Origin of the sequence: Rhizobium mesoamericanum STM3625 (genome assembly GCF_000312665.1) — a bacterium.
In the GTDB taxonomy this organism is placed as follows: Bacteria; Pseudomonadota; Alphaproteobacteria; order Rhizobiales; family Rhizobiaceae; genus Rhizobium; species Rhizobium mesoamericanum.
The window spans coordinates 48,837-70,435 of the sequence record NZ_HF536774.1; the positions used below are offsets into that span (position 1 = coordinate 48,837).

The window sequence follows — 21,599 nt, forward strand, 5'->3', positions numbered from 1 at the left end:
GATCATATCAATCCGAGTATCGCCTGCTTCGAACAGAGGAAAACGGTGCCTAAGGTCAATCCATCGATCCTTCGTTGGGCTCGCGAAACCGCGGGGCTCAATCTCGAGGATGCCGCTGAGAAAGTCGGACTTGGCGATGCGCGCGGAGTAGCGGGCAGCGATCGCCTGGCCATGCTCGAGGCCGGGAATGGCGAGCCGACACGGCAAATGCTTTTGAAAATGGCTGCGCAATATCGCAGGCCTCTGTTGACGTTCTATTTGGCCGAGCCACCGTCCGTGGCTGCGCGCGGCGAAGATTTTCGGACCTTGTCGGCGGAGTTTGCAAAGCGCGATGCGGCATTGGTCGACACGCTGCTTCGTGAAGTGCGCGCGCGTCAGGAAATGGTCAGGGCCGTGCTCGAAACCGAGGACGAGGCAACCTCGCTTGATTTCGTCGGGTCGTTCGACCAAAGCGGGGGTGCCGAGGCTTTGGCAACGGCCATTCGAACGCGCCTTGCCTTCGACCTGCAGACTTTCCGGCATGGAAGCGGCCGGGGAACACCCAAAGGCTTCGCCTATCTCCGAGAACGGGCCGAGGCGGCCGGCATTTTCGTGCTGCTTATCGGCAACCTTGGCAGTCATCACAGCACGTTGAATGTCGAGCTCTTCAGGGGCTTCGCCTTCGCCGATCCCGTCGCGCCTTTCGTCGTGATCAACGATCAGGACAGCGAGCAGGCGTGGTCGTTCACGCTTCTCCACGAGCTTGCGCATATCTGGCTGGGTCAGACCGGGGTCAGCGGCGGACGGCCGGCGAGCGCGATCGAGACGTTCTGCAACGATGTCGCGGGGCGCATTCTGCTGCCCAGCGCAGAGATCGCCCAGGAGGCTTCGCTCATCGGTGCGTCGCAGGAGCAGGTGATAGCGCGGATTTCCGCAATTGCTGACGCTCGCCAGGTCAGCCACTCCATGGTGGCCTATAAGCTCCATCGCGAAGGCATCATCGACCAGGAAACATGGGCTTCGGTGACGACACTGTTTCGCCAACAGTGGCTGAAAAACCGAGCGGCGCAACGTGATCGCGCCCGGGAAAACGAGGGTGGGCCTAGCTACTATACGGTCAAGCGCCATAAGCTCGGCAATCGGCTCGTCGAACTCTCCAAGCGAATGCTGGCGGAGGGCGCGTTGTCACCTTCCAAGGCGGCTGCCATCCTCGGGGTCAAGGCCAGCATCGTCTATTCCCTTACCGATAGCGCGGCGTAAGGAGAGGTCGTGCATCTCCTCGACGCAAACGTCCTGATCACAGCGCACAATCTCTATTACCCGATCGGCCGGTTTCCGGAATTCTGGGATTGGCTGGTTCATATGGGGAATACCGGCGAGATCAAAATCCCGCTCGAAATCCTCGAGGAAATCACCGAGGGTTCGGAGATCGGTCGCTGGTTGAGCGAGGGTGACAACTACGAAAGCCTCAGGCTTGACGAAGAAGTCGACCCGGCTTTGGTGCAGGCCGTCATCGAAAAATATGCGCCCGATCTGAACGACGCTGAGATCATCGAGATCGGTCGGGATCCCTTCCTGATTGCCTATGCGATGGCGCAGCCTGCCGATCGAATTGTCGTGACGGTCGAGGCTTCGAAGCCGAGCGCGAAGCGCGCAAATCGCCGCATTCCCGACGTTTGCAAGGATCTCGGTGTTGAGTGGTGCAATAGCTTTGAGATGATGAACGCGCTGAACTTTACGACGGGTTGGCGCGCCCGGGTCTGATACGCCTGAATATCGTTAGGTCGGGCTCGTATTCGCTAGGAACTCCCTTGGGTCGATATCCAGCGCTTCAGATATTTGGCCCAGTACCGTGAGGGTTGCCGACATCTCGGCGCGCTCGATGGCACCGATATGGCGTGTGCTCAAGCCCGTGCGGTGCGCCAGCTCTTCCTGCGTCAGCTTCTTGCCATGGCGTATGCGACGCAAATTGACCGCCATGACCTCGTTGAGATCCATGACGCCAGCGGAACCAGAATCGGAACTATTGTTCTAGGAACTATAGTTCCGATTCGACCAGGCCTGTGATATTGCCGGATCATCGACTGTTTACTCTTCGAGAGATCGTCTGACATAGGAGACATGAGGCCGAACGCGAACACGAAGAGATCGTGCCAAATCTATCGGTCTGGGAAGGAAAAGAAATGCAAGATGCGGGCTCCTCGCAAGCCGAAGGAGATCAGAGGAAATCTCGGTATGCTTTGATGGATAAGGTGGAATTGGAGGCCCTGACCGTGTCCGCCATTCGCGAACATCGCCGTCTCCTTGAAGCCGACCAGGCCGTGTATGACGAGTGGATGCGCGCAAGCGAGGATTCTTCAATCGCCAATTCGGTCTTGGAGAGCCTCCAGGAAGAGCATTTCGCGCGCCAGAAAAGGGCCGCAGCTCAGCAGGATGAGCTTTCGGATATGCTCGACGCACTCGGTTTCGTGCCGGCAGTGCCGGTCGATGACGAAGCTAGCTAGGAGGCAGCAAACCCCGATCCTTGGCGATAGCCACGAGCTGTGGCACCGACTCGGCGCCGAGCTTCCCGCGCGCCTTGTCGAGATGATGCTGTACTGTCCGGAAAGCGATGCCGACCAGATTGGCTGTCGTGAGGGTACTCTTTCCCTTTGCCGCCCAGATCAAGCAGTCCATCTCACGAGGCGACAATGCCTGCTTTGGATTGACTGTAGTTTTGCCGCCAACCATCTTTAAGCGGTAATGGATCATCATTACCAATTGAACCGCTCTTTTAGAGTCGAAAGCGACCGGTAGGTCCACTTGCCGTTCGGACGATGCGAAGGTCAGCATCATCGATGTGCCGTAGCTGCCTTCAACGGGAATGGTAACACCGCAACGGATTCCGTGCTCGATCGACGCATCGCGAAACCTTCTGAGTTCAGACGAGCCACGTGGCTTCCAATCGTCCGCCGTCCAGCAGAAAATATCGCCTTTTCGTTTCGCCTGCGTCACCACGGGGTCGATGTTGGAGTAGTCGGCCGAGAGATAGATGCGTTCCCATGGTTTTGGATAGGTGTTGGATGTCTTGATCTGAGCGCCTTCCTTTTGCAGATAGGCAAACCGCTCGTAGCCGCAGGACTGTGCGAAGCGCTTCATGGCGGCCTTGATTGTGAACTCGTCCTGGGCAGCTTCCAACATGTCGACGAGAGAGCGAAATTCTCCATCCACCAGCGTTTCTCCTGTCTTTTCGACCTGGGTCGGTCATGATCTGGCACATCGAGACGCTCGAACGTGCCTTGCCGCCCGGCGGCAAAGCCATAGCCAAAATCAGCCGCGGGCATCTCGACGCAACTCACGGTACCAGAGGAGCTCGGAGCAGTCCCTCTGGCCGTGTACGTCTAGCACTACCTGCGAAAAGACAAGTTTCAAGTCCCCTTGAACTAAAAAGATGAGTAGCCGAGGAAAGTTATTGCGCGATGCAATGTCGACCCGACGCGCCGCAGCAAGCCAGCGAAGTGATGTGATATACGGCAAAGCTGCCGGACGCTGATCGTCAGTCTCTGCTGTAGGTCGACGGAAATATGATGTCCTGGTCGACGAGCACGTTGAACTTGTAGCCGGGGCGGATCTGGATGGTCGGCTGCACATTCAGGTTCTTGGAAATGGTTTGTTCGGCAACTCTGCCGAAGGATTCCGCGAAGTTGCGGCGTGCCGCATCCGACGCGGTCTCCTGGGTGGCGAGCGTTGAGCTTTGCGGCATCGACATGTCGATGCCGGTCCCGATCAGTGCGATGAGTGCCGCAGAGCTCCATGTGCGCCAGAGATGACGATCGACCTTGTCCTTGAAGCCGCCATAGCCCTCGGCATCCGTGCCGGCCATGCCGCCGATTTGTAGCGTTGATCCATTCGGGAAAATGAGATCGGTCCAGACGACGAGAACACGTTCCTGGCCGAAGGAAACCTTGGAATCGTAACGGCCGAACAGTTTCGCCCCCTGCGGTATGAGAAGCCGGTAGCCAGTGGCGCTGTCATAGACGTTCTGGCTAACCTGCGCGGTGATCCGTCCCGGAAGGTCGGAGTTGAGACCGGTGATCAATGTGGCGGGAATGACCGAGCCGCGCTTGAGTTCGTAGGCCGACATCTGCGGCACGACCCGGTTCGGCAGATAGCCGAGATCCTTGATGTCCTGATTGAAGAAATCCTCCTTTGATGTCTGCGCGTTGGCATCGACGTTCTGCCCCATCAGACCGGACTTCATGGCGGCGGCATAGAGGTCCGAGGCGCTGTTGGCGGTCGTCGTCGGTCGGTTCGTGTCTGAGGCGTTATTGGCGGCCTTCTCGACGTCGGAAATATCCACCTTCAGCGGCGAGTCCAGGGCCGTCGCCCGCGCCTGAAGCCGGGCCATGCGCTGCCGTTGGGCTTCACGAATATACTGTTCATCCTGCTCCCGTTTCAGGCGCGCCTTCCATTCCGCTTCCGATTCAAGTCTCGGGCGCCGCTCCTCTCGCTGTTCAGGCGTGCGGTCGACGACGGCGGTTTCTTTGGTGACCTTCTGTTCGACGGCGGGCGTCGGCTGGAACACTTCGCGCTGTTCCGGATCGCCGATGATCCCGTCGGTGACGCCACGCTTGAGCTGATCGCCGAAGTTGGTCGCCGGAGTATTGGAGGCGCTGTCGAGATCATTGTTCCGATTGAAGGGAAGCCCGCGCCATGAAAGTCCGATGACGACGACGCCGACAAACAGCGCGACGATGATGATGGCGACGATGATTGGCAGCCGATTAAGGCGCCGCATCCCTTTCTGATCGTCGGCATGGCTGGAGCTGCCCAGCTGCAGAGATTGCACCATGCTCGCGTCCTCCTCAGTTGCGCTGCATGATCGAGAGCGGGCTTGCGGGCACCGCACCTGCAGCCGTTGCCGTATAAGCGCGGCCCAGCGCGATGGACGGCGTCGACAACCTTGCAAGCACCTGGCCATCTATTCCATCGATCGAATAGGCAAGCTCGACGGGTTTCACGTCCTTTCCGGCCTTGCCGTCGGTGATGACCGTATAGCCCCACCCTTTCAGCGCCGCCTCGAGTGCCGTGGCGAATTCCGTAGAGTCCTTCTCCATCTTTATGGTCGTCGTGCCTGCCGGACCGATCTGCTCGGCGAGCCGGCTGGCCAAGTCACCTGCAATGGCACTTGCGGCCGGACCTGTGACGGTGGTGGGCGTCGAATTGGTGGTCAGACCGTCCTCAGCAGTCTGGCAGCCGGAAAGCATGGCGGCGGCGGTGATGATGATGGCGAGGTGCTTGCGCATCGTTTAGCCTCCCCGCCGTATCGTGATTTTCTGCTGGCGCCAGCCGACGCCGGAAACCAGGATCGCTTTGTCGACCGCATAGTCGACGATCATCATATCGTTCTTCATCCGATAATTGACGATGCGGTTCTGGCCGCCGCTGACGACGAAGAGCACCGGGGCATCCTGGCTCGAGACTGATTTCGAGAACTGGATGTAGGTTTTGGCGCCATCCGAATAGACCCGCTTTGGCCGCCAAGGCGCGCTCCCGGTGATGGAATACGAGAAGTTCAGCTTGTCGGGCGCGGTTCCAGGAATGCCGCCGGTCTCCAGCCGGGAGTTGATGTCGGCCAGTTTTGTTGAAACGTCCTCGGGATACTCGAAACCAACACGCGCCATGTACTGGCTCGGATGCGATTTCAGCTGGATGTGATAGGTCCGCCGCGAGGTCGTAACCACCATCGAAGTAACAAGACCCGCCTCCGATGGCTTGACGATCAGGTGGATCGCCTGCCCACCGGTTGCGCCCGATGTCGCCGGTTCCACCTTCCAGCGGACCGTGTCGCCGACAAGCACGTCGCGGACGATCTCGCCGCCCTGGAGTTCGATATCGCACACTTGCAGCGGTAAGCAGACGACCGACGGCTGCGTCTCGCCGAAGAGGAAGATGACCTTGCCGTCCGGGCCGGTCGTGACAAGCCCGGATGTGCCGCGCCACTTTCTTGAGATGCTTGTAGCCTTCACCTCTTGGTTCGACATTCCCTGTGCTTGCGCACCGCTCACAAACGCGAGTCCGGCCAGGCAGCCGGCGGCTGCAAATAGTGTCGTTTTGTGCATTGAGTGAAATCCCCTGCCCTTAAAGCTGTGCTGTCCAGTCGAAATCCCGGACATAAAGACCGATGGGATTAAGCCGGATGGTCGCCTCGTCCTGCGGTGCGGTGAGCGCCACGGTCGCGATCCCACGAAACCGGCGGGTGCCGATTTCCTTGCCCTTGCGGTCGCGTTCGTATTCCGTCCAGTCGATCTGATAAGTCTGGTTGGAGAGCGCCACGATATTGTTGACCTCGATCGCAACGGTCGAGGACTTCGCCTTTTCGAACGGCGAATTGCCGCGGAACCAGGCGTTGATCTTCTCGGTCGAGGGATCCGATGTTCGAAGGAGTGCGTAGGTTCGATCGATATACTGCTTCTGCACCACGGCATCCGGCGTGATCGAACGGAAGCTTGAGACAAAATTGCCGAGCGTGGCGCGCACCACCCGAACATCGGCATATTCAATTTGTTGCGGGTAACCAGACGTCACCGCGGTCCCGAGTTTGTCGACCTCGACGATATAGGGGACCAGCTTGACCTGGGTGCTGAGATACATCGCATATCCAAAGCCGATCACGGCCATGGTCAGGCCGAGTATGCCGACGATGCGCCAAGCGGCTGCCGACTGCACATAGGACCCGTATCGCTCGTTCCATTCCTGGCGCGCGGCAAGATACGGGTTTTCGGGGGCGCGGTTCGCTGCCATCGATCGATCACTTTCTGATTGCTGTTAGTCTTTGCGTTCGGGAGGTGGCTTCGGCCCGCTATGCCCGCTGCGCGCCTGGTCGAGCTTTGCGTTCGCAAGTCCGAGGATCGACCCGGCGTAGGCGCCGGGAGAACCGATGGCCTTCTCTTTGGCAGCTGATCCGGCCGCTTTTCCCGCGGACCCGATTCCTGCGCCGAAACCGCGAAGAGCGGCGCCGGCGACGGACGAACCTGCGGCGCGAGCGGCCTGGGCAGCCGCAAAGCCTGCACCGGCCGCGCCGGTTGCGAGGAACCCTGCGCCCGTGGCGAACGATGCCGCCTGGCCGCCGTGACGGATGGTCTCCATTCCGCCTGAGACGGATGCCCCTTGGACCACCCCTTGCATAATGTTCGGAACATAGATGGCGATGATGAAGACGACCACAGCAATGCCCGCGATCGCGAGTGCAGTTTGGAACTGGTCCCCAATGTCAGGCTGGTTTGCCAGTCCGATCAGAACTTCCGATCCGATCCGTGAGATCATGACGAGAGCCATGAGCTTCATTCCGACCGAGAAGGCATAGATCAGATATCGGACCGCGAAATCCTTAGTGTACGACGAGCCGCCCAGGCCAAGCATGATCATGCCGGCAAGCAGGCCAATGTACATTTCGACCATCACCGAAACGAAGATTGCAGCGACGAGCGAGAACGAAATGACCACCACGACCATAGCGAAGGCCGCAGAGATCGCCAGCGCGTTGTCCTCAAACAGACCGAACTGAATCTTCTCCGACATTTTGGTCGCAACCGCGAGTCCCGCGTTGAAGACGTCGGCCGGCGAGGCGGTGCCGCCACCAGCGCCAATCTGAAACAGACTATCGACCACGGCCTTTGCAAAGGTGGGTCCCTGCGCCAAAACAAAGGCGAAGAAACCGACGAACATGATCCGTCGGACGAGTTCGGCGAACCAGCTGTCGAGCGACGCGGCTTGGATTGCGAGCCAGACAGCGGCGATGCCGATCTCGATCGTCGCCAGGATCCAGAATAATGACTTCGCTGCATCCATGACGGTGGTTTCCCACCCCTTTGCGGCCGTCGTGATCTGGATTTGCAACGAGGTGAGCACTGAACCTTCCTGGGCAAGCGCTGGCTGCGCTGCGAGCATGCAAAGGGCGGCAAGCAGCATTGTGGCTCGAAGCTGCCAATGGGATGCTGTTGTCATGCGCCTACCACTCGACCTTCATCTTTTCGCCGCCTGACGTAGGATAGTCCTTCGACGAGCCGAAAAAGCTTTCGCGGCGTTCTCGCGCAGCCTGCATTTCGGGGAGGAAAAACCAGATACCGACGCTTCCGGACATCAAGAAAATCGCAATAGCGAGAAGGATGATTTTCGTTTTCACCATTCCACCTTCATTTTCTCGCCGCCGGACGTGGATGGGGCCGTTCCGCTGAAGAATTTTTCTCGACGCGCCTGTGCGAGATCCTTGTCTGTTTGCTCTGTCTGGAGCCATGTCCCCATCATCGTCATCTGCTGGGAGACGAGGCCGCGCAGCTTCTGCATCTGGGCAACTTGCTGCGCGGCGATCTCGTGGCCGACTTGCAGGGCTTTCATCTGCCCGTCAGCGGTTTCGGACATGGACCGCAGTGAAGACATCGTGCCTTCCTCGCTATCGAACTGATCCGCCGTTAGACTTGCTGCCTTTAGCGTGCTCGCAATCGTGTCCCGGTTGGTGTCCGACCAGGACTGATAGGTGGTCGAAAAAGAAGCATTGTCGGGCAGGTTGGTTCTAAGGCTCGAGTAGCTCTGGAAGCGCTGCTGCAGCACATCGTCGGCATTGCCCATCGAAAACGAGATACTCTGGCCCTGATCGACGATGCTGCGAAGTTGATTGAGGTCGCTTTCGACCTGCCCCCACATGTGCGACGGAAGCGTCGCGGTGTTTTGCAGCAGGTTCTGGTAGATATTGAGCTGGGTTTCAATCTGTTGCGCCAGTTGGCTGATTTGGGTGAGCTGGTTCTGGATCTGCTCGCCGGACTTTCCGACCAGGGCTACCAGCTCGCCGTTGTTTAGAACCTGTGTCCATTCGGTGGCGGCACCGGTAGCCGTTCCGGCATTTGCAGGCACTGCAGCGCCGGCCGCCAATGCGACAGCCACCAAACCAGTGAGCAATCTATTCGAAGTTGAGCAGCGATGCGGCATCGTGAACTCCTCTCGTTTGAAGCCAATGGATCGGCCACTCGCGGCCGTGTTCGACATTGAGCGCGCGGACACGCTTCAGGTCTTCCTTTCCGGAGGCGCCGACAAAACTGAGCGCCACCGGGCCGAGCGCCATATCGAAGAGCCGCCGGCCCTCCGGCGTGACGACGTAGTACTCGCGCTTGGGAGTGGCGTTCGAGACGATCTCGATCTGGCGCTCGTTGAAGCCGATCCGCTCGTAAAATTCGCGCGTCCCAGGCTCACGAGCGGCGCCGTTCGGTAGGCAGATCTTCGTCGGGCAGGATTCCTTCAGGACATCGATTATGCCGGAGCGCTCAGCGTCGGAGATGGACTGCGTGGCAAGCACGACGGCGCAGTTGGCCTTGCGCAGCACTTTCAGCCACTCGCGGATCTTGTCACGGAAGGTCGGATGGCCGAGCATCAACCACGCCTCATCGAGGATGATGAGGCTTGGCGCACCGTCGAGACGCTTCTCAATCCTGCGGAACAGATAGGTGAGCACGGGCACAAGATTGCGCTCGCCCATATTCATCAGCTGTTCGATCTCGAAGGTTTGGAAGGCGCCGAGCGTCAAACCGTCCTGTTCGGCATCGAGCAGCTGCCCCATAGGTCCATCTACCGTGTAGTGATGCAGTGCGTCCTTGATCTCGCGCATCTGCACACCACTGACGAAGTCCGACAACGATCGCCCTGATGCGCTCGCCATCAGCCCCACCTGGCGCGAGATGGCATTGCGATGATCGGGGGTGATGGAGACACCCTGCAGAGCCACCAGCATTTCGATCCATTCCGCCGCCCACGCGCGGTCAGCATCGCCTGAAAGATCGGACAGCGGGCAGAAGGCCAGCACCCTTCCCTCTTCGTGAGCTTCGCCACCGATCTCATAGTGATCGCCGCCCGCCGCAAGCGTCAGCGGCAGGAGCGAGCTCCCTTTGTCGAAGGCGAAGATCTGGGCGTGTTGGTAGCGCCGGAACTGGGCCGCAATCAGCGCCAGAAGTGTCGACTTGCCCGAACCCGTCGGCCCGAAAATCAACGTGTGACCGACATCGTCGACATGCAAATTCAGTCGGAACGGCGTCGAGCCGCTCGCCACTTGCATCAGAGGAGGCGAGTTTAGTGGATAGAATGGGCATGGCGCTGCTGGGCTGCCGGACCAGATAGAGTTGAGCGGGGTCAGATCCGCAAGGTTGCTGGTGTTGATCAGCGGCTCGCGGATATTGCAGTACCAGTTACCCGGCAGGCTGCCGAGAAAGGCGTCGGTCGCGTTGAGCGTTTCGATCCGCGCGCCGAACCCCTCGGCCTGGATCAGCCGACGAATGGCCTCCGCCTTTTCCTGGAGGGCTTCGCGATCGTGATCGAAGAGGATGATGACAGGCGTGTAGTAGCCGTAAGCGACCAGCTGCGAGGACGCTTGGGCGATGGCATCCTCTGTTTCGGCCACCATGGTCATCGCGTCCTGGTCGACCGAACGGCTTTGTGTCTGGAAGAGCTGATCGAAGAATGGCCTTACCTTTTGCTGCCATTTCTTGCGGGTGCGTTCGAGCTTTTGCCTCGCCTCTTGCGCATCGAGGAAGATGAAGCGCGATGACCAGCGATAGGTGAGTGGCATCAAGTCAAGGCTGTTGAGAATCCCCGGCCAACTCTCGGCCGGCAGGCCGTCGATCGCAACGACGCCGAGAAAGCGGCTTTCAACCTTTGGGGTCAGCCCATGCTCGAGCTCGGCGGTGGCAATCCAGTCGAGATACATCGGCACAGCCGGATCGGATGGTTCTCGCCAGTGATGCAGAAGCGAACGAATTGCAGCAGCTCGTCGTAACGGGCGACCCGCTCCCCTCCCCGTTCGAACACTTCGCGCGTTTCCATTCGGCTGATCGAAAGGGTGTTGGCGAGATACTGCTCGATCTCGCGGACAGCGTTCTTGAAGACCAACAGCACCGTATCGGCATAGCTCTTCTTACGGCTCTCCTCGTCCGAGTAGATATATTTGCTGAGCGCCGTTTTCTTGGACTCGAGCGGCCGATAAGTGAGGACGAGCGCGTGCTTGCTTTCGAAATGCCCCTGCTCACGCGCAAAATGTGCCCGCCGCTCGGCGTCGATCGCGCGCGTAACCGGATCGGGGAAATGGCAACGGTCGTCCGACGGATAGTCGAATGTCGGGATGCGAACCGCTTCGACCTGAATCATCCAGCCGCTTCCAAGCCTCGACAGGATTGTATTGATCTGGCGTGAGAGTTCGTTGCGCTCGAGGTCGGTCGCGCTTTCGGAATCCGGCCCGGCAAAATACCAGCCGGCCATCAGACTTCCGTCTTTCAGCAGGAGCACACCATTGTCGACCAGACCGGCATAGGGGACGAGATCCGCAAAGGATGGGCCGGTGGCCCGGAAACTTTTGAGAGCGACCATGTCTCCTCCTCAATACCGGCGCCATGGCGAGGAGGTCGCCTTGTAGTAATGCCGGTACGAGATGTGGCGGACATAGACCTGCCGCATCAGCGGGTCTGCCTTTGCCATCATCCTCAAGAAACCAACGATGACGATCCAGATGGCAATGCCGAACAGGGCGGAATATGCCGTTAGCACCACGAAAATTAGGATGACGGCAGCAAGCCCGGTGAGCAGCACCAATTCCCGGTCCGCCCCCATCAAGAGGTTCGGGCGCGACAGGGCACGATGGATGCGGTTGCGTTGCAGTCCGGACAGGGACTCAGCCATGAGCCCCCTCCCCTTCTCCGCTTGCATCGATCGAGGTGGCTCGCTCGTCGGCGAGCCCGATCGAGGCGCCCGTGGCGCCGAAAAGACCAACGATATTGGTTGCGCCGAGCAGGATACCGGCGACGAGCACCACATAAACCAGGCGTCGCGCGAAATCGTTGAGTTCGCCGCCAAAGATCAGCATGCCGCCGGCAATCGCGACCGCTGCGAGGGCGATGGCGCCGGCGACTGGTCCGGTGATCGATTCCTGGATCTGCTGCAGCGGCCCTTCCCATGGGAGGCTGCCGCCGGAGCTCGCGAGTGCAGGGGCGACCGACGCCAGGACGATGGGCGCTGCAATAAGGACGATGGCGATAGCAGCATTCTTAGGCGACATGGCGCGCCTCCTGTTCTTCCGTGAGATCGTCGGACTCGATTTCGTATTGACCGTGTGAGTAGCGCTCGACCTGGATGACGTCGCGAACGCGCCGACCCCTTGCCGTCCGTTCGATCGAGATGATGAGATCGACCGCTTCTCCAATCACGTCCTGCATCGGCTGCTGGCTGGCTTCAGCTGTCAGTTGCTCAAGACGGCGAAGCGCAGACATGGCGGTATTCGAGTGGATCGCGGCAACGCCGCCCGGATGGCCGGTATTCCAGGCCTTGAGCAGCGTGAGCGCAGCGCCGTCACGGACCTCGCCGACGACGATTCGGTCGGGACGCAGGCGCATCGTGCTTTTCAACAGCCGCGCCATATCGACAGTATCACTGGTGTGGAGAAGCACGGCGTTTTCGGCTGCGCACTGGATCTCTGCGGTGTCTTCGAGGATGACGAGGCGGTCGTCCGGCGCCGACTTGACGATTTCATTGATCACGGCGTTGGCGAGCGTTGTTTTGCCGGAACCGGTGCCGCCGGAGATGATGATGTTGAGCCGGGACGAGATTGCGCTGCGGACCGTCAACGCTTGCTGTTCGCTCAACACGCCGGAACGCACATAATCCTCGAGCGGAATCAAGCGCGAGGCGCGACGCCGAATGGTGAAAGCCGGCTTGGAGACCACCGGCGGCAACAGTCCTTCGAAGCGATGGCCGCCGATCGGCAGCTCCCCGGAGACGATCGGCTGCTCGGTATCGACCTCGGATTGGAGCGCATGGGCGACCGTTCCAATCACCATTTCCGCCGCGGCCGACGACATTTCTCCGGCGGCCGCCACGCCATGGCCAAGCCGTTCGATGAATAGTTTGCCGTCCGGATTGAGCATGATTTCGACAACGGTCGAATCATCGAGAGCGACGCAGAGCTGGTCGCCGAGTGCCTCTTGGAGTTTGCGGACAAGTCGAGGATGAGAGCGAAGCTGGTTCACGGCTTTCTCCTTAGGCGGCCTGGCTGAGTGGATCATTGAATTGAGAGCGATAGCTGGACGGGCGCAGCCTCTCGAACGCTTCCGCGTTTGCCTGAAGGACGCCAGCAACGGCTGTGGTCACGCCGACACGCTTCGGATCGCCTATGCGCTGAAGCGACCAACCAACACGACCGAGGATGCGTTCGAACCGCAGGTCCGTCACGGTAACGATCTCGGTGATGGCGTTTACGAGGCACCACTCAATGATGCCAGCAAACATGGTGAGCGTTGCCTCATGCACCGAGCCTGCCCCCCTGCCTTCCTCAAGCGTCGTATCCACACAGAAGCGAGAGCTCTCGACCATTGCCGCGTGCGCGTTCAGCCCCTCCTTGGGGAGAAGCGAAGGAAAGACGTTCGTCACCATCGTCGGACCAACGGACGGCAGAAGCCGTGCGCAGCCGCTCACATCGCCGGCGTTTGAAACGGCCAGGACGTAGGTTGGGCAAAGAGTGTCGAAGCGGTCCGATTCCAGGCCATCAACAACGTCGACCTCCCAGCCCAGTCGCGCCGAGAAGACGCGAGCGCGAAGCTGGTGATGTTGCTGGAGGAGGCGAGCTTCGTGAACATTGCGCGGCTTGTTGAGCGCGAAAACCTGCATGAATTTCTCCGTCGTCGTTGATCGGCGGAGAAGTCAGCATGGAACGCAATTGCGCGGTAGTTGGAGGATCCTGCAATGTTTTGCGAGTGAGTCGGACAGTGAAGATCTTCGTCTTTGCCATGTTCAGTTCTTGCAAGGCACAAACGGCGCCCCGACTTTGCAGGATTCACAGATAAACAGATAGAGAACATGGACAGCCACTAAGATCACTAAGTCACGGAAAACAAACAAAAAATGGAAAAGCGTTCCACCCGTCACCTGTTCGGCGTTAACCTTTTGTTAACCTTAAATCCCTTGCCGGGCATCGGGAATCGGACGATAGTTGCGAAAAACATGGCGACAGAGCCATTTTTTCGAAATTGTCTTTTCCTCGGAAATAGTTTGCAAAATGACCCAGCCGCAGCCCAATCGCTTCGACTATGAGATCGCCCAGCAGGGCTCGAAGATCTCGACCGCGCTGCATATGCTGCGCAGCCAACAATATCCCCCTGATGCTCGCAAGGGATTGCGTAAGTTTCAACTCGGAGAGGTCGCTGACTTCATGGGTGTTACCCAGAGCCATCTCCGACAGATCCATTCGGAGGGGAAGGGCCCCGAAATCGAAACGGTTGGCGGGCGGCGCTACTATACGGCTGAGCAGATGCTCGAACTTCGGGAGTATCTTGAAGCCAACAAGAAGTCCGACAAGAGATACTATGTTCCGAAGCGGCGCGAAGGCGAGCCGATGCAAATTGTATCTGTCGTCAATTTTAAGGGCGGTAGTGGCAAGACGACGACGGCTGCTCACCTTGCTCAATATCTGGCTCTCACAGGCCACCGAGTTCTCGCTGTCGATCTTGATCCACAAGCGTCGCTGACCTCCTTGTTCGGAATTCAGCCTGAGCTGGACGAAACAGCCTCTCTCTACGAGGCGCTGCGGTTCGATGATGAAAGAAAGTCGATCGCTGATGTAATCAAGCCTACGAATATTCCTGGCCTGGACGTCGTTCCGGCTAACCTCGAATTGCAAGAGTACGAATATGATGTGCCGCTCGCCATCTCGTCAAAGAAGGGAGATGAAGGCAGGCTGTTTCACATGCGTATTGTCAGCGCATTGAAGGAAGTTGACGACAAGTACGATGTGGTCGTTATCGATTGCCCGCCGCAACTCGGCTATCTGACCATCACCGCCCTCATGGCCTCGACCGGCATACTGATTACCATCCACCCGCAGATGTTGGACATCATGTCCATGAGCCAGTTCTTAATGATGCTTGGCGGCATTATGACCCCCGTCGCTGAGGCCGGTGCCGAAATCCGTGTCGAATGGTTTCGTTATCTGGTCACACGCTTCGAGCCGACGGACATTCCGCAAACGCAGATGGTCGGTTTTATGCAGTCAATGTTCGCCCAGCATATGCTTCGAAACCACGTACTGAAGTCGACAGCAATTTCGGACGCGTCAATCAAGAAGCAAACTCTATACGAAGTTGAGCGTGGCGATTTTGTCCGATCGACATACGACCGCGCGATTGACAGCCTGAATGCAGCCAACGGCGAAATTGTGGAGCTGGTTCATAATGTTTGGGGGCGGAAATGACTGCCTTGTCAGCCGTTTTTTTCCTCCATTTGAACAACAACTGCAGTGACTTATTGCAGTTGAGGGAGTCTTGCGATGTCGCGTGAAAATCCCTTTGCGAAACTGGACCTAGCCTCGATCTCGGCAGACAAGGCACCGACCAAACCTGGTTACGGCATGACGGGTGCTGCAAAGACCGTCGTACGATCGATCGAGGACTTGGCGGAGAACAGCAAGAAGCTCATGGAAGGCGAAGTGATCGTCGAGCTGGATCCGCGATTGCTGGATGTATCATTCGTTGCCGACCGGCTTTCCGATGACGACGAGGAATATCAGGAGCTCAAGCAGGCGATTAAGGACGCTGGCCAAACGACCCCTATCCTCGTTCGAACCAATCCTAAAGACGCCCAGCGGTACATGGTGGTCTTTGGTCATCGGCGTTTGAAGGTGGCACGAGAACTCGGCATTCCGGTCAAGGCCGTCGTTAAGAAGCTGGACGACATTGCTTCTGCGATTGCACAAGGCCAGGAAAATTCTGCTCGCTCGAATCTATCATTCATCGAGCGAGCATACTTCGCTCAAAACCTCCTTGCTTCCGGTATGACAAAAGACGTCATCCGGTCGTCTCTCGCAATCGACGAGGCCATGCTGTCGAAAATGCTTGGCGTCGTCGAGGTCGTGCCTGCCTCCGTTATGAAGGCCCTCGGCGCATCAAAGAAGATTGGACGCGACAAGTGGTTGAGCTTGCGCCAGATTCTGCTGGCCCCTGCCCTTCTTAAGGTAGCTACCGAATATGCGGGAGATGCGGAGTTCCTCAAGCTTGAGGAAGATTCGAGATTCGACAATCTCCACGGATATCTGACGCGATACAAGAACAAGTCGGCGGCCAAGAAGCCGAAAAGTTCTTCATCATCGAACGAGTGGACGTCGACCGATAGCTCGCTGAGTTTCACAATGAACGCCAGGTCAAAGAAGGTTGCGATCGAGCTTGCAAACGCGGAAGCCAAACCCTTCAGCGAGTGGCTTTCGAGCCGGATGGATCGCCTGTACGACGAATACAGACAGTCCAAAACCTGAACTTAATGGAGATCAAACCGCAAAAGAAAAAGGCCCCCAAACGGTAAACCGTGGAAGCCTCTCTCGTTATCCTTAGCAAGATCGAGAATCGCATTTCCCGGAATCACAGTCAAGAGTCTTTGACACCGATTTGGTGAGCGGATTTCTTTTGCCTGAAGAAAGGTAAGAGAGAAATGCATACGGGACATGTGACGACGCCCTTCGGGCGGCGACCGATGACGCTTGCCTTGGTCAAGGGACAACTCGAGGTCGCCGCGGCAAAGCCTGCTCCACGCGTTGAAAAGTGGAAAGTGTTTCGTGACATCTGCGAAGCTCGTGAACGCCTCGGCCTCCAGGACAGAGCGCTGGCTGTTCTTGACGCGCTATTGACGTTCTATCCCGGGTCGGTACTCGAGGCGGAGCAAGGCCTAGTGGTATTTCCCTCGAACGGACAGCTTTCAGTGCGGGCCCACGGGATTGCGGGCACCACGCTACGGCGACACCTGGCATCTCTAGTCGACGCTGGCCTCATCCAGCGCCGGGACAGTCCGAATGGGAAGCGCTACGCACACCGCAATGGAGACGGGGACATCGAGCAGGCCTACGGTTTCGATCTCGCCCCGCTTCAAGCTCGCGCAGCAGAACTTGCATCGCTTGCGCAGGACGTTGCGGCCGAGCGCATTCGCTTTCGCCGCGCCAAAGAATCCCTGACTATTTGCCGGCGGGACGTCCGCAAGCTGATCACAGCCGCAATAGAGGAGGGAGTTGAGGGCGACTGGGGCGCCGTCGAGGCTGTCTACGCAGGCATTATCGGACGGCTACCGAGATATCCCGTCTACGCCCAGGTCGAAGCGGCGCTCGATGAAATGGGCCTATTGCGCGAAGAGGTGCTCAACCGTTTGGGAACCAAGATAAATCCTGAAAAAAAGGATGGCAATGATATCCAAATTGGGTGCCACATACAGAATTCAAAACCCGAATCTATCTATGAACTTGAACTTAGCTCTGAAAACGAGCAAGGCGAACCGGCGTGGACTGAACCGGAAACGATGCGCAAGCAGGATGCAAGAGCGAAGGCAAAGGCAAACGCAGAGTCGATCAAATCCTTCCCCTTGGGCATGGTCTTGCGGGCTTGCCCGCAGATCAGCGATTACGGGCCAGGCGGCGGCATTGCGCATTGGCGCGAATTGATGGCGGCTGCTGTTTTGGTGCGCTCGATGCTGGGCGTGAGTCCGTCAGCTTATCAGGAGGCTTGCCATGCTATGGGCCCTGAAAACGCTGCCGTTGCGATCGCGTGCATCCTCGAGCGATCGAACTTCATCAACTCGGCCGGCGGATATTTGCGAGATTTGACGAAACGCACGGAGCGCGGGGAGTTTTCGTTGGGTCCGATGCTGATGGCGTTGTTGAAGGGGAACGGGGAGGGATCTCGAAAAGCAGGCTGACGGCAGCGACGATCACGGTTCGTGTTTGGGGGTCAAGGTCTCCCGAGTGTTAGATCTTTGGAGTTCCCACGATACCACGATATTGTCAGCCGTTTTTTTTCGCCGTTTTGCCATAGGATACAAGGGGTTATGGGCGTTGAACCTTTACAAGCACCTAAACCAGAGCGAAATGGATTGGGGAGGATGTTGCCGGTCCCATAAAGCAGATCTTTGACATTGCCCTTGTCGATATCGACAGACCGCAAGACGCTGGGTCTCGTTTGGCAGGTCGAAACAGCTTTGCACCGGATCTTGTATATTATGGAATAGCCGCCACCGACTTTTTGAGACGGACCTCGGGGCGCGACGCGGCGAACGGGCTAGGAGCTCTTTCTCTGCGAGCTTTTCGCGGACCAGGCGATGAACGGCGCGTCGGAGGCGCTCGACGGTCCGGTCGTGACCGCGGCGAGTGAGCGCCCCCACGAAATTTCCCAGCTTTGTTGCGGCCGGAGTTGTCGCACCATCGGCAGCCATGTTTGCGCCGACGGAATGAGCTCAACGAGATAGAGTTTCTCCCGCGCTTGCGAGACTGCTTTAATCGCCTGCGTTGCCGTCCTCGTCGGCGACCGGCGCTTCGACCGTCAGCTGCTCCTTGCCCAGCCGGCGGCCACCGGAGGCAAAGGCGACCATCAAGATGGCGCGGTCGCGCAGATCGCGCAGGCTGTCGTCGCGATAGGCCGCCAGCAGCTACGCCAGCACGTCTGATGTTGCCGCCTTGGCGCTCTTGCGCCGGCGTGGCCGTGGCACGGCGCGAATCGCCAGCCGAAGCGCCGACTTCAGGGCAGGGGAGGCGAAGGCTCCGCCAAGGCCGCGCCACTTGGTCAGCGTCAACCATTTGGCAAGCCGTCGGCATGTGTCCGGCGCGTGCGGCCCAGTTGCCCGAAACAACCAGCCGCCGCGCAAGGACTGGTCGACATCACCGGTATGCCGCGCTCGGGATCGCTCTCGAGCCGGGCCGGATCCCAGAGACTGGTGTTTCCAGGCGGTCTATTCCAGTTTCAGTTTCTGTCGGAAGGCGCCAGGCTGGTCCGTCCCGGTATGCGACAGTGATCTCGGGACGAGAGCGACGGCCGCCACGACAGAGCAGGACGCTGGAATCGATGTCGCCGATCGGTCGCGCGATCGACGGAAAAGGAGTGCAGCTCAATGAGGTGATGGCCGCTTTCCGCTTTCTCTGGGCCGCACAACCGCATCGCCGTATATCACCCACCTCGGGATTTCGCTCCTGTACGGGAGGCCGCCATCACCGGCACCCGCGCCCCTATCCACGCTGCCTCTCGACTGGCGTGGCCGCCTCCATCGTAGCCATGGCTGAGCTCGCAGGTCTGGTCGAGTTTCGTCCGGTCGGAACTGTCCCGCCCTTACTGCATGAAGCCTTCAGGAAGCTCCGGGGAGGGCAGGGCAGGCAGGGGCCGGAAGAACCGGCGCCTGCGCCTCCGGATGACAGTGCTGAGCTGAAACTGCGGAGCGATGGTGACCGTCGCCTGGCGCTGCAGATTCTCAATAGCCAAGCTCTCAAGACTATGCCGGTGAACAGCGGCAGCAAAAAGAACCGCGTGACCGGTCGCCTGATGAGCCCTGCCATAAGTGGCGGATAGGACCAAACCGGCGAGCTCTGGTATGAATACTTCGCGCGAAAGCTGGGTCGTATGTCAAACCAGCTTGCTGTGGAAGTGGGCAGCAACCCGGTCGGCGGCCTGCCGCACGGTGTCGGCCTGGTCGTAGAAGTCGAAATGCTTACCCACTGCCCAATGCAGTTCCTTCGGACCCGCTAGCTCATTGTAGACCTTGCGTGCCTGGTCGGGAAACGCCGCGCCATCCGAATGGATCATCAGCGCTGGCGCCTTGACCTTTGGAGCCTGCTCTACGGGATTGAAGGCGATCCAAGGCTCCCAGCCCATCACCGCAAACTCGTTCCGCCACGAACGGACACCGCCGCCGCGGGTCTTGTCAAAGTAATATTCGCTTGAGCTCGCGCTCACGGCGGTCTTATCGCCGGGATTATAAGTCAGTATGGTTTCGATGACGCCAGTTTCCTCGTAGCGCTTGCGGGCAGTACGGCTCGCCGCAATCCGCTGATCCACCCCCTCTTGGCCACCGAACATTTTGGCCGCAAAGTCCGGTTCGGAAAAGAACCCGGCGACAGTTGCCAGTGCCTGCACGTTGGCATCCGTGGCGGCTGTGTAAAGCGCTGTGCCGCCGCTGGTGCATATGCCGAGCAGGCCGGTTGCCTTGACGTCTGGCCGCGCCTTCAGGAAGCGTAAAGCCGCCGAGAGGTCTTCGGCCTTCGAGGATTGGTCCTCGTATTGACGCACGGCGCCGCTGCTCTCGCCATAGTTCCGGTAGTCGATCGCCAATGCAATAATTCCGCGACGCGCCAGTTCACCCGCATAGTTGCCGCCCATCTGTTCCTTGACCGAACTCAACGACCCGGCGACGGCAACTGCAGGGTAGCGCCGGGAAGGGTCATGCCCTTCGGGAAGATAAAGGTTCGCCACCACAGTGCCATCGCCGCTCGGAAAGCTGACCTTCTGTGACTTGGGCTTGCTCCGTTCAGTCAGTGATTCTGCCATGGCAAAGGCTCCTGTATTGAGGAGGACGGCTGTTGCCCCAACGGCAAGGCCAAACGTCCGGCGCGTGATTGGTGTCGTGGTCACAAGAGCATCCTCATTGAGTTTGATGAGAATTTAAGCTATGCGCTGGATTTGACAATCGGCGATCCATTTGACGCCCTCTTAAGCTGGATTTGATAATGCGGGCCGATCTATTAGACGGGATTGTCATTTTCACGCGCGTCGCCGAGAAGCGCAGCTTCACCGCTGCAGCCGTGGAACTCGGGGTCACAACGGCGGCGGTGAGTTGGAGCATCAAGCGACTTGAGGCCCGTGTCGGCACCACGCTTCTGACCCGCACAACGCGGTCGGTGGGACTGACCGAGGCCGGTGAACTGTTCCTAGAGCAGGCGCTGGCCAGCGTGGCCAATGTCGAAGCGGGAATTGAAGCCGCCCAAAGAATGGGTGCCAATCCCGCAGGACTGCTACGCCTCAGCGTTCCTTATGTCGCCCAGACGCTGATCGAGCCGGTGCTGGAGGGCTTTGCCGCTGCGTATCCCGGCGTCGAGCTGGAGCTGGTGTTTGATGACCGTTTCGTCGATATCGTGGCGGAGGGCTATGACGCGGGCATTCGGATCGGCGAGATGATCGCACAGGACATGATCGCGGTAAGGCTCACGAAGCCATCGCCGCTGACGGTCGTCGGATCTCCTGCATATTTCGCCCGGAGAGGTAAACCGCTACGTCCGGAACACCTCAGCGAGCATGCCTGCATCAACGTCCGGCTGTTCGGGGGCGCACTCTACCGGTGGATGTTCACGGAGCGATCCGGACGCGGTGAACCGCGAACTTTTACTATGCACGTAAAGGGCCCGCTGACTGTCAACGGGCCGGCGACATGCACGTCCGCCGCCGTGGCGGGCGTCGGCCTCACTTATAACATTGCCTCGATTGTTGAGCCCCTGGTCCGGCAGGGACTGCTGGAGCCGTGCCTGGAAGGCTTCATGCCTGAAAGTCCCGGGTTCTTTAGCTACTTCCCCAACAGGAAACAGATGTTGCCCAAGCTCCGCGCGTTCGTGGACTTTTGGAAACATGATCACCAGTAGCTCTAAGAAGCCCTATCGCCCAGGACCCTGTGAAACGGCAACGCCACATCGGCCCCAAGTCCGTCACCAAGCGTTGTTCGAGCTTGAACCAACTGCCCCAAAGTCTCATGCCCTTCTGCCGATACAGGTGACGTCCTTCTTGGAGCTTCGCCCAGAAACCGCATACCGACAGCTCGCCTCCCGCCGAAAT

22 protein-coding genes and 3 pseudogenes are annotated in these 21,599 nt (G+C 58.9%); 8 read left to right on the forward strand and 17 right to left on the reverse strand.

The annotated features are described in order from the left end of the window. Positions 1-45 precede the first annotated feature (45 nt). Positions 46-1,239 (forward strand): XRE family transcriptional regulator, encoded by a 1,194-nt coding sequence (locus BN77_RS27780; protein ID WP_007538573.1) that lies wholly within the window; start codon positions 46-48, stop codon positions 1,237-1,239. A gap of 9 nt (positions 1,240-1,248) precedes the next feature. Then, positions 1,249-1,743 (forward strand): DUF4411 family protein, encoded by a 495-nt coding sequence (locus BN77_RS27785; protein WP_007538575.1) that lies wholly within the window; start codon positions 1,249-1,251, stop codon positions 1,741-1,743. A gap of 15 nt (positions 1,744-1,758) precedes the next feature. Here BN77_RS27785 and BN77_RS27790 read toward each other — a convergent pair whose 3' ends face one another. Then, positions 1,759-1,977, reverse strand: coding sequence for a helix-turn-helix domain-containing protein (locus BN77_RS27790; RefSeq protein WP_007538577.1), 219 nt, complete (start codon positions 1,975-1,977; stop codon positions 1,759-1,761). A 185-nt stretch (positions 1,978-2,162) separates the two neighbouring features. Between BN77_RS27790 and BN77_RS27795 the strand changes: the two genes are divergently transcribed. Further along, on the forward strand, positions 2,163-2,483 hold the full coding sequence (locus BN77_RS27795) for a transcriptional repressor TraM (RefSeq protein WP_007538579.1): 321 nt from the start codon (positions 2,163-2,165) through the stop codon (positions 2,481-2,483). Here BN77_RS27795 and BN77_RS27800 read toward each other — a convergent pair. The 13 genes and pseudogenes from BN77_RS27800 to traI all read right to left on the reverse strand — a co-directional run bounded on the left by BN77_RS27800 (position 2,476) and on the right by traI (position 13,653). Further along, positions 2,476-3,189 (reverse strand): autoinducer binding domain-containing protein, encoded by a 714-nt coding sequence (locus BN77_RS27800; RefSeq protein WP_007538580.1) that lies wholly within the window; start codon positions 3,187-3,189, stop codon positions 2,476-2,478. The two genes, BN77_RS27795 and BN77_RS27800, sit on opposite strands and share 8 nt — an antisense overlap. A gap of 325 nt (positions 3,190-3,514) precedes the next feature. Next, positions 3,515-4,810: an IncP-type conjugal transfer protein TrbI gene (gene trbI / locus BN77_RS27805; protein ID WP_007538582.1), complete on the reverse strand. Its 1,296-nt coding sequence runs from the start codon at positions 4,808-4,810 to the stop codon at positions 3,515-3,517. A 13-nt stretch (positions 4,811-4,823) separates the two neighbouring features. Further along, positions 4,824-5,264 (reverse strand): conjugal transfer protein TrbH, encoded by a 441-nt coding sequence (trbH, locus tag BN77_RS27810; protein WP_007538583.1) that lies wholly within the window; start codon positions 5,262-5,264, stop codon positions 4,824-4,826. A 3-nt stretch (positions 5,265-5,267) separates the two neighbouring features. After that, complete coding sequence (gene trbG, locus BN77_RS27815; RefSeq protein ID WP_007538585.1) at positions 5,268-6,080, reverse strand: P-type conjugative transfer protein TrbG; 813 nt, start codon at positions 6,078-6,080, stop codon at positions 5,268-5,270. A gap of 19 nt (positions 6,081-6,099) precedes the next feature. After that, positions 6,100-6,762 carry a conjugal transfer protein TrbF gene (locus BN77_RS27820; RefSeq protein WP_007538587.1) on the reverse strand — a complete coding sequence of 221 codons (663 nt, stop codon included), beginning with the start codon at positions 6,760-6,762 and terminating at the stop codon, positions 6,100-6,102. A gap of 24 nt (positions 6,763-6,786) precedes the next feature. After that, positions 6,787-7,965, reverse strand: a complete 1,179-nt coding sequence (gene trbL, locus BN77_RS27825; protein ID WP_040678938.1) for a P-type conjugative transfer protein TrbL — start codon at positions 7,963-7,965, stop codon at positions 6,787-6,789. 4 nt (positions 7,966-7,969) lie between these two features. Next, positions 7,970-8,146, reverse strand: coding sequence for an entry exclusion protein TrbK (gene trbK, locus BN77_RS27830; protein ID WP_040678940.1), 177 nt, complete (start codon positions 8,144-8,146; stop codon positions 7,970-7,972). Beyond that, entirely contained in the window at positions 8,140-8,943 is an 804-nt protein-coding gene (trbJ, locus tag BN77_RS27835) for a P-type conjugative transfer protein TrbJ (RefSeq protein WP_040678942.1), read from the reverse strand. Before trbJ ends, trbK begins: the two co-directional genes overlap by 7 nt. After that, positions 8,915-11,364: pseudogene (locus BN77_RS27840) on the reverse strand (conjugal transfer protein TrbE). Before BN77_RS27840 ends, trbJ begins: the two are co-directional and overlap by 29 nt. Positions 11,365-11,373: 9 nt before the next feature. Beyond that, positions 11,374-11,673 carry a conjugal transfer protein TrbD gene (locus BN77_RS27845; protein ID WP_040678945.1) on the reverse strand — a complete coding sequence of 100 codons (300 nt, stop codon included), beginning with the start codon at positions 11,671-11,673 and terminating at the stop codon, positions 11,374-11,376. Next, positions 11,666-12,049, reverse strand: coding sequence for a TrbC/VirB2 family protein (locus tag BN77_RS27850; protein ID WP_007538597.1), 384 nt, complete (start codon positions 12,047-12,049; stop codon positions 11,666-11,668). Before BN77_RS27850 ends, BN77_RS27845 begins: the two co-directional genes overlap by 8 nt. Then, a complete protein-coding gene (trbB, locus tag BN77_RS27855; protein ID WP_040678948.1) occupies positions 12,039-13,016 on the reverse strand; it encodes a P-type conjugative transfer ATPase TrbB in 978 nt (325 codons plus the stop codon). The genes BN77_RS27850 and trbB overlap by 11 nt, the downstream gene beginning before the upstream one ends. A gap of 10 nt (positions 13,017-13,026) precedes the next feature. Beyond that, complete coding sequence (gene traI / locus BN77_RS27860) at positions 13,027-13,653, reverse strand: acyl-homoserine-lactone synthase (RefSeq protein WP_007538601.1); 627 nt, start codon at positions 13,651-13,653, stop codon at positions 13,027-13,029. 388 nt (positions 13,654-14,041) lie between these two features. Between traI and repA the strand changes: the two genes are divergently transcribed. From repA to repC, 3 genes are all read left to right on the forward strand, one after another. Further along, the gene (gene repA / locus BN77_RS27865; RefSeq protein ID WP_007538603.1) at positions 14,042-15,232 is read left to right on the forward strand and encodes a plasmid partitioning protein RepA; all 1,191 of its coding nucleotides are present in this window, start codon (positions 14,042-14,044) and stop codon (positions 15,230-15,232) included. A gap of 75 nt (positions 15,233-15,307) precedes the next feature. After that, positions 15,308-16,288 (forward strand): plasmid partitioning protein RepB, encoded by a 981-nt coding sequence (repB, locus tag BN77_RS27870; protein WP_007538604.1) that lies wholly within the window; start codon positions 15,308-15,310, stop codon positions 16,286-16,288. 173 nt (positions 16,289-16,461) lie between these two features. Next, positions 16,462-17,712: a plasmid replication protein RepC gene (gene repC, locus BN77_RS27875; protein ID WP_040678950.1), complete on the forward strand. Its 1,251-nt coding sequence runs from the start codon at positions 16,462-16,464 to the stop codon at positions 17,710-17,712. Positions 17,713-18,048: 336 nt separating this feature from the next. Here the strand turns inward: repC and BN77_RS35205 are convergent. Further along, positions 18,049-18,296: pseudogene (locus tag BN77_RS35205) on the reverse strand (recombinase family protein); the annotation flags it as partial. A gap of 4 nt (positions 18,297-18,300) precedes the next feature. Beyond that, positions 18,301-18,719, reverse strand: a pseudogene (locus BN77_RS32690) (integrase); the annotation flags it as partial. A 132-nt stretch (positions 18,720-18,851) separates the two neighbouring features. Here BN77_RS32690 and BN77_RS27885 point away from each other — a divergent pair. After that, positions 18,852-19,349, forward strand: a complete 498-nt coding sequence (locus tag BN77_RS27885) for a hypothetical protein (RefSeq protein ID WP_040678953.1) — start codon at positions 18,852-18,854, stop codon at positions 19,347-19,349. A 54-nt stretch (positions 19,350-19,403) separates the two neighbouring features. On the opposite strand, the gene BN77_RS27890 is transcribed toward BN77_RS27885, so the two are convergent. After that, positions 19,404-20,324, reverse strand: a complete 921-nt coding sequence (locus tag BN77_RS27890; RefSeq protein WP_157224549.1) for an alpha/beta hydrolase — start codon at positions 20,322-20,324, stop codon at positions 19,404-19,406. A 179-nt stretch (positions 20,325-20,503) separates the two neighbouring features. Between BN77_RS27890 and BN77_RS27895 the strand changes: the two genes are divergently transcribed. After that, positions 20,504-21,409 (forward strand): LysR substrate-binding domain-containing protein, encoded by a 906-nt coding sequence (locus tag BN77_RS27895; RefSeq protein WP_007538607.1) that lies wholly within the window; start codon positions 20,504-20,506, stop codon positions 21,407-21,409. The last annotated feature ends 190 nt before the right edge of the window (positions 21,410-21,599 follow it).